The 13,348-nt window shown below is 60.7% G+C and carries 14 protein-coding genes; 9 read left to right on the forward strand and 5 right to left on the reverse strand.

The genetic code is table 11. From position 1 onward, the window contains the following. Positions 1 to 53: 53 nt before the first annotated feature. Positions 54 to 860 (reverse strand): sulfite exporter TauE/SafE family protein, encoded by an 807-nt coding sequence (locus tag ACCC96_RS17575; RefSeq protein WP_413696429.1) that lies wholly within the window; start codon positions 858 to 860, stop codon positions 54 to 56. Between the two features lie 42 nt (positions 861 to 902). Then, positions 903 to 1,238 (reverse strand): ArsR/SmtB family transcription factor, encoded by a 336-nt coding sequence (locus ACCC96_RS17580; protein ID WP_026331709.1) that lies wholly within the window; start codon positions 1,236 to 1,238, stop codon positions 903 to 905. Between the two features lie 103 nt (positions 1,239 to 1,341). Between ACCC96_RS17580 and ACCC96_RS17585 the strand changes: the two genes are divergently transcribed. Continuing rightward, positions 1,342 to 2,205, forward strand: a complete 864-nt coding sequence (locus ACCC96_RS17585) for an MBL fold metallo-hydrolase (RefSeq protein WP_413696430.1) — start codon at positions 1,342 to 1,344, stop codon at positions 2,203 to 2,205. Positions 2,206 to 2,319: 114 nt separating this feature from the next. Here the strand turns inward: ACCC96_RS17585 and bkdR are convergent, their stop codons facing one another. Then, a complete protein-coding gene (gene bkdR / locus ACCC96_RS17590) occupies positions 2,320 to 2,808 on the reverse strand; it encodes a Bkd operon transcriptional regulator BkdR (RefSeq protein WP_017339472.1) in 489 nt (162 codons plus the stop codon). A 185-nt stretch (positions 2,809 to 2,993) separates the two neighbouring features. Here bkdR and ACCC96_RS17595 point away from each other — a divergent pair, with 185 nt between their 5' ends. From ACCC96_RS17595 to ACCC96_RS17620, 6 genes are all read left to right on the forward strand, one after another. Continuing rightward, the gene (locus ACCC96_RS17595; protein WP_018929723.1) at positions 2,994 to 4,229 is read left to right on the forward strand and encodes a 3-methyl-2-oxobutanoate dehydrogenase (2-methylpropanoyl-transferring) subunit alpha; all 1,236 of its coding nucleotides are present in this window, start codon (positions 2,994 to 2,996) and stop codon (positions 4,227 to 4,229) included. A 1-nt stretch (position 4,230) separates the two neighbouring features. After that, on the forward strand, positions 4,231 to 5,289 hold the full coding sequence (locus tag ACCC96_RS17600; RefSeq protein ID WP_019648882.1) for an alpha-ketoacid dehydrogenase subunit beta: 1,059 nt from the start codon (positions 4,231 to 4,233) through the stop codon (positions 5,287 to 5,289). Beyond that, the gene (locus ACCC96_RS17605; protein WP_258668767.1) at positions 5,290 to 6,564 is read left to right on the forward strand and encodes a dihydrolipoamide acetyltransferase family protein; all 1,275 of its coding nucleotides are present in this window, start codon (positions 5,290 to 5,292) and stop codon (positions 6,562 to 6,564) included. 7 nt (positions 6,565 to 6,571) lie between these two features. Then, positions 6,572 to 7,954 carry a dihydrolipoyl dehydrogenase gene (gene lpdA, locus ACCC96_RS17610; protein ID WP_413696431.1) on the forward strand — a complete coding sequence of 461 codons (1,383 nt, stop codon included), beginning with the start codon at positions 6,572 to 6,574 and terminating at the stop codon, positions 7,952 to 7,954. A 316-nt stretch (positions 7,955 to 8,270) separates the two neighbouring features. Then, entirely contained in the window at positions 8,271 to 9,290 is a 1,020-nt protein-coding gene (locus tag ACCC96_RS17615) for a branched-chain amino acid aminotransferase (protein WP_018929727.1), read from the forward strand. A 135-nt stretch (positions 9,291 to 9,425) separates the two neighbouring features. Beyond that, positions 9,426 to 9,767, forward strand: a complete 342-nt coding sequence (locus ACCC96_RS17620; protein ID WP_413696432.1) for a hypothetical protein — start codon at positions 9,426 to 9,428, stop codon at positions 9,765 to 9,767. Here the strand turns inward: ACCC96_RS17620 and ACCC96_RS17625 are convergent. After that, positions 9,757 to 10,683 (reverse strand): LysR substrate-binding domain-containing protein, encoded by a 927-nt coding sequence (locus ACCC96_RS17625; protein ID WP_413696433.1) that lies wholly within the window; start codon positions 10,681 to 10,683, stop codon positions 9,757 to 9,759. The genes ACCC96_RS17620 and ACCC96_RS17625 overlap by 11 nt on opposite strands. A 105-nt stretch (positions 10,684 to 10,788) precedes the next feature. On the opposite strand from ACCC96_RS17625, the gene ACCC96_RS17630 reads away from it, so the two are divergent. After that, positions 10,789 to 11,397 carry a LysE family translocator gene (locus ACCC96_RS17630; RefSeq protein ID WP_258668773.1) on the forward strand — a complete coding sequence of 203 codons (609 nt, stop codon included), beginning with the start codon at positions 10,789 to 10,791 and terminating at the stop codon, positions 11,395 to 11,397. On the opposite strand, the gene ACCC96_RS17635 is transcribed toward ACCC96_RS17630, so the two are convergent. Further along, positions 11,394 to 12,158: an ArsR/SmtB family transcription factor gene (locus ACCC96_RS17635; protein ID WP_413696434.1), complete on the reverse strand. Its 765-nt coding sequence runs from the start codon at positions 12,156 to 12,158 to the stop codon at positions 11,394 to 11,396. The genes ACCC96_RS17630 and ACCC96_RS17635 overlap by 4 nt on opposite strands. An 81-nt stretch (positions 12,159 to 12,239) precedes the next feature. Here ACCC96_RS17635 and ACCC96_RS17640 point away from each other — a divergent pair, with 81 nt between their 5' ends. After that, on the forward strand, positions 12,240 to 13,343 hold the full coding sequence (locus ACCC96_RS17640; protein ID WP_413696435.1) for a cytochrome P450: 1,104 nt from the start codon (positions 12,240 to 12,242) through the stop codon (positions 13,341 to 13,343). Positions 13,344 to 13,348 lie beyond the last annotated feature (5 nt).

The following is a 13,348-nucleotide window of genomic DNA, read 5'->3' on the forward strand; positions in this document are numbered from 1 at the left end:
ACTTAGGACGTAAGCCTGTGGACCCGACTGGCGTCCACAGGAACTGGTGGCCGCTAGGCGAGCGCTCTAAACAGCATGTAAACGGCGATCACCACACAGACGCTGGCAAAGCCCATCTGCAGCCCCCGGGCCGGCACCCGCGCGCAGAGTTTTCGACCGAGGATCATCCCGACAATGCTGGCGACAATGAACGACACGCCCAAACCATCGATCCGCACCCCGGCGTGAAACGCGCCAATCACCCCGATCACCGAGATCAGGCTGATCACCATCAACGACGTGGCGACGATCCCGCGCATCTGCACATCGGTCAGTTGTTTGAACGCAGGCACTATCAGAAAACCGCCACCGACCCCGAGCAGCCCCGAGACCACACCGGTCACCGCGCCGAGTGCGGCGAGGGTCGCGGTGCATTTGGCGGTCCAGGAAAAACGCCCGGTCTGCTGATCGAGCATGCAGTTTTTCTGGCCCCAGTTGGCGTGGCCGTGATCGCTCGGGCCGGCGTCGAGCTTTTCCGGGCGCAGCATCCGCCAAGCCACCATGACCATCAGCAGGCTGAACAGAATCATCAGGATCTTTTCCGGTAACTGATGCGCGAAGTAGATGCCCACCGGCGAAAACACCGCGCCGAGCAAAGCAATCAACAACGCCGCGCGATAGCGCACCAGGCCATGGCGCAAACCGTCGATCGCACCAACCGCCGCCGCACTGCCCACCGCGAACAACGCGACGGGCGCCGCTTGGGTCATGCTCAGACCCAGCCCGAGTACCAAAGCCGGCACCGCAAGAATACCGCCACCGGCTCCGGTCAAGCCGAGCACCAGGCCCATGACCAGGCCAAAAAAACTTGCCAACAACATAGAGTTTTCTCTTCAGTCGTTCCTGTCGACACGGCGCCGGGTTCAGCCCCAGCTTTTCAGCACCGCTCCGCAGTACAGCCCGGACAGCGTCTTCATCACCTGAATCACTTCGTGACTGGCTAAACCATAGAATATGTACTTGCCTTCACGACGGGTCGCGACCAATCCCTCGTCGCGCAGGATGCCCAGCTGTTGGGACAGTGTGGGCTGGCGCACGCCGGTCATTTTCTCCAGCTCGCCGACGTTGCGCTCGCCCTGGGTCAGCTGGCAGAGAATCAGTAAGCGGTCCTCGTTGGCCAGGGCCTTGAGCAGTGCGCACGCCTTGGAGGCCGAGGCCCGGAGCTGGGCGACTTCACATTCGGTCAGACTGGATTGCATTTGCAGGATGCCTTCAACGTCACTTAAGCTGCGGACATTATGTTTAAACATAAAGTGTTGCAACCGGTTATTTCCCTCCTGCCCTTTGCCCAGGTTCCTGCCCATGTCTGCGCTGATTGAAGCCTTCCTCGACCCCGCATCCAAGACCTACAGCTACGTGATCTACGAGCACGATGGCGGGCAATGCGCGATTGTCGACCCGGTGCTCGATTACAACGCCGCCGCCGGGCGCACTTCGACCGTCCAGGCCGACAAGATTATCGACTTCGTTCGCCAACACCAGTTGCAGGTGCAATGGCTGCTGGAAACCCATGCGCATGCCGACCACCTGTCGGCCGCGCCGTACCTGCGTCAGGAACTGGGGGGCAAGATTGCGATTGGTCAGTCGATCAGCCAGGTTCAGGGCGTGTTCAAGACACTGTTCAATCTTGAACCGGGATTCAGGGTCGACGGTTCGCAGTTCGATCACCTGTTCGCGCCGGACGAGTCATTCCGCATCGGCAACCTCAAGGCCACGGCCCTGCATGTGCCAGGGCATACTCCGGCAGACATGGCTTATTTGATCGACGGCGATGTGATTCTGGTGGGCGACACGTTGTTCATGCCGGACGTCGGCACCGCGCGCTGCGACTTCCCCGGCGGCAACGCCAATCAGATGTTTGCCTCGATCCGTAAGCTGCTGGCCTTCCCCGCCAGCGTGCGCCTCTTCGTCTGCCACGATTACCCGCCCGAGGGCCGTGCCCCGCAATGCCAGAGTACGGTTGGCGAGCAGCGCAAAAGCAATATCCATATTCACGACGGCGTCGACGAAGCCTCCTTCGTCACGATGCGCACCCAGCGTGACGCCGGTTTGTGCATGCCGACGCTGTTGCTGCCGGCGATTCAGGTGAATGTGCGGGCAGGGAATCTGCCGCCGGCGGAAGATAATGGCGTGACCTACCTGAAAATCCCGATTAATAAGCTGTAAATCAAGATCAAAAGATCGCAGCCTTCGGCAGCTCCTACGGGGTCGGGTGCATCCGCAAGATCACGGTGCACACGGTCAATGTAGGAGCTGGCGAAGCCTGCGATCTTTTGATCTTCAATTGGCCAGGGTCAGGCCATTCGCCGGCAACGGCAGCGCCGTTTTGTACCTGACCTGCTTGAGCGCAAAGCTCGAACGAATGTTCGCCACCCCCGGCACCTTGGTCAGAAAGTCCATCATGAAGCGCTCCAGCGACTGGATGGTCGGCACCAACACGCGGATCAAATAGTCCGGGTCGCCGGCCATCAAATAGCACTCCATCACTTCAGGGCGATCCGAAATCGCCTCTTCGAAATGCTGCAACGCCTCTTCCACCTGCTTCTCCAGGCTGACGTGAATGAACACATTCACATGCAGCCCCAGCAAGTCGGCATCCAGCAACGTCACCTGCTCGCGAATCAGCCCTAATTCTTCCATCGCCTTGACCCGATTGAAGCACGGCGTGGGCGACAGGTTCACAGAGCGCGCGAGGTCGGCGTTGGTGATGCGCGCGTTCTCCTGAAGGCTGTTGAGAATGCCGATGTCGGTACGGTCCAGTTTGCGCATGAGACAAAACCACCTGTTTTTTATGTTTATGCAGATTTTTTATCCTCAAATGACCTTCAGTGCAACGAAACACAGAGAAATATTCTTCTTGGCCCGGCCTATGATTGTTGTAGGACAAGAATTCTTTTACCGAAGAATGACTGCCAGCTCACTACAAGAAATTCACAAGATCGAGCGTAGAAGCCATGAACCAAGCGTACGAACCGCTGCGCCTGCACGTTCCCGAACCTTCGGGCCGCCCCGGCTGCAAAACCGACTTCTCCTACCTGCATCTGACCGATGCCGGCACGGTGCGCAAACCCCCAATCGACGTAGAACCGGCCGATACCGCTGATCTGGCCAAAGGCTTGATTCGCGTGCTCGACGACCAGGGCAATGCCCTTGGCCCATGGGCTGAAGGCGTACCCGTCGAGATCCTGCGTAAAGGCATGCGCGCCATGCTCAAGACGCGGATCTACGACAACCGCATGGTGGTCGCCCAGCGCCAGAAAAAAATGTCGTTCTACATGCAGAGCCTCGGCGAAGAAGCCATCGGCAGCGCTCAGGCCCTGGCCCTGAACATCGACGATATGTGCTTCCCCACCTACCGTCAGCAAAGCATCCTGATGGCCCGCGAAGTGCCGCTGGTGGACCTGATCTGCCAACTGCTGTCCAACGAGCGCGATCCGCTCAAGGGCCGTCAGCTGCCAATCATGTACTCGGTCAAGGAAGCCGGTTTCTTCACCATTTCCGGCAACCTCGCCACCCAATTCGTCCAGGCGGTGGGCTGGGGCATGGCTTCGGCGATCAAGGGCGACACCAAAATCGCCTCGGCGTGGATCGGCGACGGTGCCACTGCTGAATCGGACTTCCACACCGCCCTCACCTTCGCCCATGTGTACCGTGCGCCGGTGATCCTCAACGTGGTCAACAACCAGTGGGCGATCTCGACGTTCCAGGCGATTGCCGGCGGTGAAGCCACTACCTTTGCCGGACGCGGCGTCGGTTGCGGCATCGCCTCCCTGCGGGTCGATGGCAACGATTTCTACGCGGTCTACGCTGCATCCGCCTGGGCTGCCGAACGCGCGCGGCGCAACCTCGGTCCGACCATGATCGAATGGGTCACCTACCGTGCCGGCCCGCACTCGACCTCCGATGATCCTTCCAAATACCGTCCTGCCGACGACTGGAGTCACTTCCCGTTGGGTGACCCGATTGCACGCCTCAAGCAGCACCTGATCAAAATCGGTCAGTGGTCCGAAGAGGAACACGCCGCCGTCAGCGCCGAACTGGAAGCCGAAGTGATCGCCGCGCAGAAAGAAGCCGAGCAGTACGGCACCCTCGCCGGCGGTCAGATTCCGAGCGCCGCGACCATGTTCGAAGACGTCTACAAAGAGATGCCGGAGCACTTGAAGCGCCAGCGTCAGGAGTTGGGGATCTGACATGAACGATCACAACAATAATATTCAGTTGGAAACCGCCATGACCACGACCACCATGACCATGATCCAGGCCCTGCGCTCGGCCATGGATGTGATGCTTGAGCGTGACGACAACGTCGTGGTGTTCGGCCAGGACGTGGGCTATTTCGGTGGTGTGTTCCGTTGCACCGAAGGCCTGCAGACCAAGTACGGCACCTCCCGCGTATTCGATGCGCCGATTTCCGAAAGCGGCATAGTCGGCGTCGCCGTGGGCATGGGTGCTTACGGTTTGCGGCCGGTGGCCGAGATCCAGTTCGCCGACTACGTGTACCCGGCGTCGGACCAGATCATTTCCGAAGCGGCGCGCTTGCGTTATCGCTCGGCCGGCGAGTTCACCGCGCCGATGACCCTGCGCATGCCCTGCGGCGGCGGCATCTATGGCGGCCAGACTCACAGCCAGAGCATCGAGGCGATGTTCACCCAAGTCTGCGGCTTGCGCACCGTCATGCCATCCAACCCTTACGACGCCAAAGGCCTGCTGATCGCCTCCATCGAAAACGATGACCCGGTGATCTTCCTCGAGCCAAAACGTCTGTACAACGGCCCGTTCGACGGTCACCACGAGCGCCCGGTGACCCCATGGTCGAAGCACCCGGCCGCGCAAGTGCCGGACGGTTACTACACCGTGCCGCTGGATGTTGCCGCCATCACCCGTCCGGGCAAGGATGTGACCATCCTGACCTACGGCACCACGGTTTATGTGTCGCAAGTCGCCGCTGAAGAAACCGGCATCGACGCCGAAGTCATCGACCTGCGCAGCCTGTGGCCGCTGGATCTGGAAACCATCGTCAAGTCGGTGAAGAAAACCGGACGCTGCGTAGTTGTTCACGAAGCGACCCGTACCTGCGGATTCGGCGCCGAGCTGGTCGCGCTGGTGCAAGAGCATTGCTTCCACTACCTGGAAGCGCCAATCGAGCGCGTGACCGGTTGGGACACCCCCTACCCGCACGCGCAAGAGTGGGCGTATTTCCCTGGCCCGTCCCGTGTGGGCGCGGCTTTGCATCGGGTTATGGAGGTCTGAATGGGCACGCACGTTATTAAAATGCCGGACATTGGCGAAGGCATTGCAGAAGTTGAATTGTCTCAGTGGCACGTCAAGGTCGGCGACATGGTCGTCGAAGATCAGGTGCTGGCCGATGTCATGACCGACAAGGCGATGGTCGACATCCCCTCGCCGGTGAACGGCAAGGTGATTGCACTGGGCGGACAGCCAGGCGAAGTCATGGCGGTCGGCAGCGTGTTGATCAGCATTGAAGTCGAAGGCGCGGGCAACGTTAAGGAATCGACTGCGCCAGCGGCTGTTATTAAAGAAGCACCTGTGGCGGCGCCGAAAGTTGAAGCCGTCGTAGAAAGCACACCGGCTGCAGCGGCCCCGCGTCCGGCTGCCGCTTGCCAAGGACCGATGGTCGCGCGTGAAGCCGATGAACGTCCGCTGGCCTCCCCGGCCGTGCGCAAGCATGCGCTGGACCTCGGCATTCAATTGCGTCTGGTGCGTGGCAGCGGCCCTGCCGGGCGGATTCTGCACGAAGACCTCGAGGCTTATCTGGCTCAGGGTCAGTCGAACGCATCGACCGCCAGCTCCGCTTACGCCCAGCGTAACGACGAACAGCAAATCCCGGTGATCGGCATGCGCCGCAAGATCGCCCAACGCATGCAGGACGCCACCCAGCGTGCCGCCCACTTCAGTTACGTCGAAGAAATCGACGTCACGGCCGTCGAAGAGCTACGCGCACACCTGAACGAAAAACACGGTGCGACCCGCGGCAAACTGACGTTGCTACCGTTCCTGGTGCGCGCCTTGGTCGTGGCCCTGCGCGACTTCCCGCAGATCAACGCCCGTTACGACGACGAGGCCCAGGTCATCACCCGCCTCGGCGCGGTGCATGTGGGCGTCGCCACGCAAGCCGACATCGGTTTGATGGTGCCGGTGGTGCGTCACGCCGAAGCCCGCAGCCTGTGGGACAACGCCGCGGAGATCTCCCGTTTGGCCACGGCTGCACGCACTGGCAAGGCCAGCCGCGATGAGCTGTCCGGCTCGACCATCACCCTGACCAGCCTCGGCGCCCTGGGCGGCATCGTCAGCACGCCGGTGCTGAACCTGCCAGAAGTGGCGATCGTCGGCGTGAACAAAATCGTCGAACGACCAATGGTGATCAAAGGCCAGATCGTGATCCGCAAGATGATGAACCTCTCCAGCTCCTTCGATCACCGCGTGGTCGATGGCATGGACGCGGCGCAATTCATCCAGGCCGTTCGTGGCTTGCTCGAACAACCCGCTACCCTGTTTGTGGAGTAAGTCAGGCATGCAAACTTTAAACACCACGCTGCTGATCATTGGCGGCGGCCCTGGCGGTTACGTGACAGCGATCCGTGCCGGTCAGTTGGGCATTTCGACCATTCTGGTGGAAGGCCAATCGTTGGGCGGCACCTGCCTGAACATCGGCTGCATTCCGTCCAAGGCGTTGATCCACGTCGCCGAACAGTTCCATCAGACACAGCACCACAGCCAATACTCGGCGCTGGGCATCAGCGTATCGGCGCCGACCCTGGACATCGGCAAAAGCGTCGAGTGGAAGGACGGCATCGTCGATCGCCTGACCACTGGCGTCTCGGCACTATTAAAGAAGCACAAGGTCCAGGTCATCCACGGCTGGGCGAAAGTGATCGACGGCAAAACCGTTGAAGTCGGCGACACGCGGATTCAATGCGAGCACCTGGTGCTGGCCACCGGTTCGACAAGCGTCAACTTGCCAATGCTGCCGATTGGCGGGCCGATCATCTCCTCCACCGAAGCCCTGGCGCCGACCAGCGTGCCGAAACGGCTGGTCGTGGTCGGTGGCGGTTACATTGGCCTGGAACTGGGGATTGCTTATCGCAAGCTCGGCGCCGAGGTCAGCGTGGTCGAGGCGCAGGATCGTATTCTGCCGGCCTACGATGCCGAACTGACCCATCCGGTGCACGAAGCACTCAAACAACTCGACGTGAAGCTTTACTTGAAACACAGCGTTGAAGACTTTGATTCACAAATAAATTCTCTACAAGTTCGTGACCCGAACGGCGACATCCTGAATCTTGCAACCGATCAGGTGCTGGTGGCCGTCGGTCGCAAACCCAACACCCAGGGCTGGAACCTCGAAGCCTTGAACCTGGACATGAACGGTTCGGCGATCAAGATCGACAACCGTTGCCAGACCAGCATGCGCAACGTCTACGCCATCGGCGACCTCAGCGGCGAACCGATGCTCGCCCACCGGGCCATGGCTCAGGGCGAGATGGTTGCCGAACTGATCAGCGGCAAGCACCGCGAGTTCAACCCGACCGCCATCGCCGCCGTGTGTTTCACCGACCCGGAACTGGTGGTGGTCGGCAAGACCCCGGACGAGGCCAAGGCTGCGGGGCTGGACTGCATCGTGTCGAGCTTCCCGTTCGCCGCCAATGGCCGGGCGATGACGCTGGAGTCGAAAAGCGGCTTCGTACGGGTCGTGGCGCGGCGTGACAATCATCTGATTGTTGGCTGGCAGGCGGTGGGTGTGGGTGTTTCGGAGTTGTCGACGGCGTTCGGCCAAAGCCTGGAAATGGGCGCGCGGCTGGAAGACATCGCCGGCACCATCCACGCGCATCCGACGCTCGGCGAGGCGGTGCAGGAAGCGGCGTTGCGTGCGTTGGGGCACGCGCTGCATCTGTAACCGCTCAACTGTGGCGAGGGAGCTTGCTCCCGCTGGGCTGCGAAGCGGCCCCAACCGCGTCACTGCGATCTGCCTGATGCACCGCAGTGTCCGGTTTTACCAGTGCTGCGCACCGGAACGGGAGCAAGCTCCCTCGCCACAGGGTTTCGAATGATGAAAGATCGGCGGCAAGTTTCATGAGCAGGCTAAGAAATCTGCCAATCACCCGATAGTCCGGGCTGCGATTTAGGCCCGGAATGAAGTATTGTTGTCCCCATCCAGAAAAATGTCAGAAGCCTTGAACCGTTTCGACGGTTGTTAAGTGATAGAGGGTGTCATGGGTAACGAAAGCATCAATTGGGACAAGCTGGGTTTTGACTACATCAAGACAGACAAGCGCTATCTGTCGCACTGGCGTAATGGCGAGTGGGACAAAGGCACCCTGACCGAAGACAACGTGCTGCACATCAGCGAAGGCTCTACTGCCCTTCACTATGGCCAGCAGTGCTTCGAAGGCCTGAAGGCCTACCGTTGCAAGGACGGTTCGATCAACCTGTTCCGCCCGGACCAGAACGCCGCCCGCATGCAACGCAGCTGCGCGCGTCTGCTGATGCCGCAAGTGTCCACCGAACAGTTCATCGAAGCGTGCAAGGACGTGGTCCGCGCCAACGAGCGTTTCATCCCGCCTTACGGCACCGGCGGCGCGCTGTACCTGCGCCCGTTCGTGATCGGCGTGGGTGACAACATCGGCGTGCGTACCGCCCCCGAGTTCATCTTCTCGATCTTCTGCATCCCGGTCGGCGCCTACTTCAAGGGCGGCCTGACCCCACACAACTTCCAGATCTCCAGCTACGACCGTGCCGCCCCACAAGGCACCGGCGCGGCCAAGGTCGGTGGCAACTACGCCGCCAGCCTGATGCCTGGCTCCCAGGCCAAGAAGGCGCACTTCGCCGACGCCATCTACCTGGACCCGATGACCCACACCAAAATCGAAGAAGTCGGCTCGGCCAACTTCTTCGGGATCACCCACGACAACAAGTTCGTCACCCCGAATTCCCCTTCGGTGTTGCCGGGCATCACCCGTCTGTCGTTGATCGAACTGGCCAAGACCCGTCTGGGCCTGGAAGTGGTTGAAGGTGACGTGTTCATCGACAAGCTGTCCGACTTCAAGGAAGCCGGTGCTTGCGGTACTGCCGCGGTGATCACCCCGATCGGCGGCATCAGCTACAACGACAAGCTGCACGTGTTCCACAGCGAAACCGAAGTCGGCCCGGTCACCCAGAAGCTCTACAAAGAGCTGACCGGTGTACAGACCGGCGACATCGAGGCGCCAGCGGGCTGGATCGTCAAGGTTTGATCTGAGGCGACTGTCCGTTTGAGCACAAAAGCCCGGCCATCACATTGAAGGCCGGGCTTTTTTTCGCCCGCGTTTCGTGCAAAACGCCACTAGACTTGCCACGTGCAACCGCCATCAACAGGTGCCACCAAAACCATGGGAAAACTCTGGCGAAAATATCTGGCCTTGCTGGACACCGACTTCACCTCGCAAGTGTTCGACAACATCAAGAACCTGCTGGTGTGCGCCTTGCTGTTCGCGGCGGGCACCAACGCGTTGCATGGCGGCCATCACGTGTTCATGGGATTGTTCGCTTCAAGCCTCGCCGGTTGGGGGTTGATTGCAACGTCAGCGCTGCTGATGTTGCTCAATATCAGCGACGGAATACGCCGGCTGTCCAGGTTGCAGTATCACACCTCGTTTCAGATCATTCTGTTTCTGGTTTACCTGGTGCTGGCGGTGCGGGTGGTGGAGATCGTCTGGGATTTCAGGGCGTAGCGGTCACGGCACGAGGTGTTTGCCAACTCAGCTCATCCTGAGCGATTCGGGCGAACAACCACTCCACAAAGATCCGTGTGTGCGCCGTCACGTCCGGCGCAACACCGTAGTAATAACGCGGCAACGGCATGCGCAACTCGGGCAGCGGGCAGATCAGGCGTCCGCTCGAGATGTGGGTGCCCAGCAAAGAGGTCGGGCACAGGGCAATGCCCTGTCCATCCACGGCGGCCTGAAGCACCAGGTGCATATGATCAAACTGTCGGGTTACCTGAGTGGCTGACTGGCCTTGACCAAAGTGCATGGCCCAATTGTGCCAGTCTTCGCGGCGTGCCTTGGCAGTCAGCAACGTATGCCGACTCAGGGACGTGAGGTCTTCAAGTGGCAGGCGCTCGATCAGCGATGGCGCCGCGACCAGCAACAGTTCGTCTTCGAACAGCGCTCGCGCCTCAATCGCCGGAGCCCAATCGTCACGACCACGGCGAATGACGATATCGAACCCGTCGCGTGCCTGATCGGGTGCCTGGGTCTGGGTGATCACCTGCGGCTTGATGCCGGGGTACTGCGCAACGAAATCCGCCAGCCTGGGCGTCAGCCAAAGCATGGCGAAGGACGGACGCACATTGATCTTCACGGTAGGCAGCGAGGCATGCTGCTTGAGCGCAGTGGCGGCATTGGCGATCTGCGACAGCCCGGCGCTGACCTGCTCATAGAAGCGCTGTCCGGCTGGCGTGAGCACCGATTGACGGATACGCCGCTCGAACAGCAGCACACCCAGGTACTCCTCGAGCAATTTGATGTGCCGGCTGACGGCGCTGTGACTGACATGCAGCTCTTCGGCCGCCAGGCTGAAGCTCTGATGACGAGCAGCAACGGCGAAGGCGCGAACAGCATTAAGAGGCGGTAATGGATTGATCATGCGTCTAATTTAGTCACCTATGCGCTGTAATTAAAGCGTTTGTCACGCCCTCCTCGCCACGCCAATCTGCCAGCACGCAACCAATGCCACCTGACGGAGCAAGCCTTGAACAGTTATGGACTCTTTGTACTCTTCGCCACCCTGACCATTTTGAGCCCGGGACCTGGTGTGGTCCTGACCCTGTCCAACGCGGTGCGTCACGGCTGGAGGGGGGCCGTGCCGGGCATTCTGGGAATCGCGTCGGGGGCGTTTGTGGTCGCTGCCATCAGCGCCACCAGTGTTGGCCTGATACTCAGCACCTCCGCGAATGCCTTTACCGCATTGAAATACGCAGGGGCTGCCTATTTGTTGTACCTGGGCTACAAAAGCTGGCGCTCGGATCGTTTCAGCACGCTGCCTGAAACGCGCCCCTCAAGCCCGGGTTATCGCTTCCTTGAAGCGGCTTCGATGCAGCTTCTGAACCCCAAGGCGGTGTTTTTCTTTTTGGCAGTGTTCCCGCAATTCATCGACACTTCGGCGCACTTCTACAGCCAGTTCATCAAGCTGGTCGCCTCCTACGGCGTACTGGTGATCCTGGTGCATGGCAGCTATGCCTTGCTCGCCAACGCCGCCAAAGGCTGGTTGTCGAGCTCGAAGGGTTCCTGGCTGGCCGCGAAAGTCTCGGGCGTGACCTTCGCCGGCTTTGGAGTACTCATGGCCTCGACCAGTCGCTAAGTCGCAGGACTGGCGATCGCGCGGCGCCTGTTCTCGGTGGACGTGACTGGCGCTATCGTTCCCTGAACCGGCAGTTCAACGGCGAACCGGCGACTGAGTTCCTTGCGCCCCACCGCTGTCAACGCCAGCGCACGACTGTCCAGGTCCTGCGTCACCCATTGACGTTTGATCGCCGTTTGCAACAACGCCGCGCCCAAGGCACCGCCCAGGTGCGGCCGGCGCATGCTCCAGTCCAGGCACGGGCAGGCGAAGCGGCGGCGCAAGGTGCCGAGGTCTTTGACGTCGATGCCCAATCCTTCGAACAACGCTTCACCACTGTCGCTCAATCGATAAGCCTGCTCATCGGTGTCCAGCAACCATCCCGCGTCGATCATCCGGTCATGCAGCACCACCGCCAACGTGCCGGCCATGTGGTCGTAACAGGTGCGGGCGAATTGCAGGCGGTCCGGGGTGCGCGGGTTGAACGTCGGCGCGGCGTTCTGGCCGATCACCATCAGTGCTTCGAGTGCCTGGGCCACACGTTTGTCCGCGAGGCTGTAATAGCGATGACGACCCTGAACGTGCAAACGCACCAGCGCCAACTCCTTGAGTTTTGCCAAGTGCGCGCTGGCAGTCGAGGCGCTGACTTCGGCAACCGCCGCCAGCTCGGTGCTGGTGCGGGCGTGGCCGTCCATCAGCGAGCAGAGGATTTTCGTCCGTGCAGGCTCTGCAATCGCTGCGGCCACTTGAGAGACGCCGACGTCATGTTGTTCTGCGTTCATATTTCGCTCCCGGACGAATCAAGGCCCTTTCGGACTGGAGATAGTAGCAACACTTTTCAACCATCGATAAGGCTGCGACCCATGGACCCGATCATCGCTGCGACTCACGCCGACCCTTACCCCTATTACGCGCAACTGCGTGCCGAGGGTGGGTTGGTTTTTCATCAGGGACTGAAACTGTGGGTGGCCAGCAGCGCCCGAACTGTCGCCGCCGTGCTCGCACATCCGGACTGCCATGTGCGGCCGGCGCATGAGCCGGTGCCCAAGGCGATTGCTCAGGGCATCGCCGGTAAAGTGTTCGGTCAGTTGATGCGAATGAATGAGGGTGAGCGGCAGCGTTGTCCGAGGGCGGCGATTGAGCCGGGGCTGGCGCTGATTGATGTGAACGAGGTCAACGAACGGGTAGCCGCTCGGTTGATTACCCCTGGCGCCGATGGGTTGTACACGGCGATGTTTCGCGGGCCGGTCTGTGTAGTGGCGGCGTTGCTGGGCTTTTCTCCGGCTCAGGGCCGGGCCATCAGCGAGCTGACCGCTGACTTCGTCGCCTGCCTGTCACCCCTCAGCGACCAGGCCCAACTGGACGCTGCCCATGTTGCGGCAGAACAGCTGAAGGGATATTTCATCGAGCTTCTGGCTGATCCGAACAATCGAAGCACCCTGCTCGCCGGTATCAGGCAGCGCTTCGCCACCTCGACCGACCCGGAAACCTTGATCGCCAACCTGATCGGCCTGTTCTCCCAGACCTGTGAAGCCACCGCCGGGCTGATCGGCAATGCGCTACTGGCATTAAATCGCAACCCGCAGCTCGATTTGACTCAGATTGGTGAGCTAATCGCCGAAGTGCAGCGCTTCGATCCTTCGGTGCAAAACACCCGCCGCTTCGTCGCAGCGCCCTGCGAAATCGACGGCGTGAACCTGAACCCCGGCGACGTGATTCTGGTGCTGCTGGCCTCGGCCAATCGTGATCCGCAGCTTAATGACGATCCCGATACGTTCCTGCTCGAGCGCCCAAACCGCCGCACCTTCACCTTCGGCGCCGGCCGTCATCAATGCCCGGGGCAGGCGCTGGCCTTGAGTATCGCCCGCGCGACGATGGTTGAGATCCTGGCGATGAAACCTGCTTTGGGTCGGTTGACCTGGCACTACCGCCCTTCCCTTAACGGGCGCATTCCGCTCTTTGCCTGAAAGAC

It is taken from the genome of Pseudomonas sp. Pseusp11, from assembly GCF_047304405.1.
Taxonomy (GTDB): domain Bacteria; phylum Pseudomonadota; class Gammaproteobacteria; order Pseudomonadales; family Pseudomonadaceae; genus Aquipseudomonas.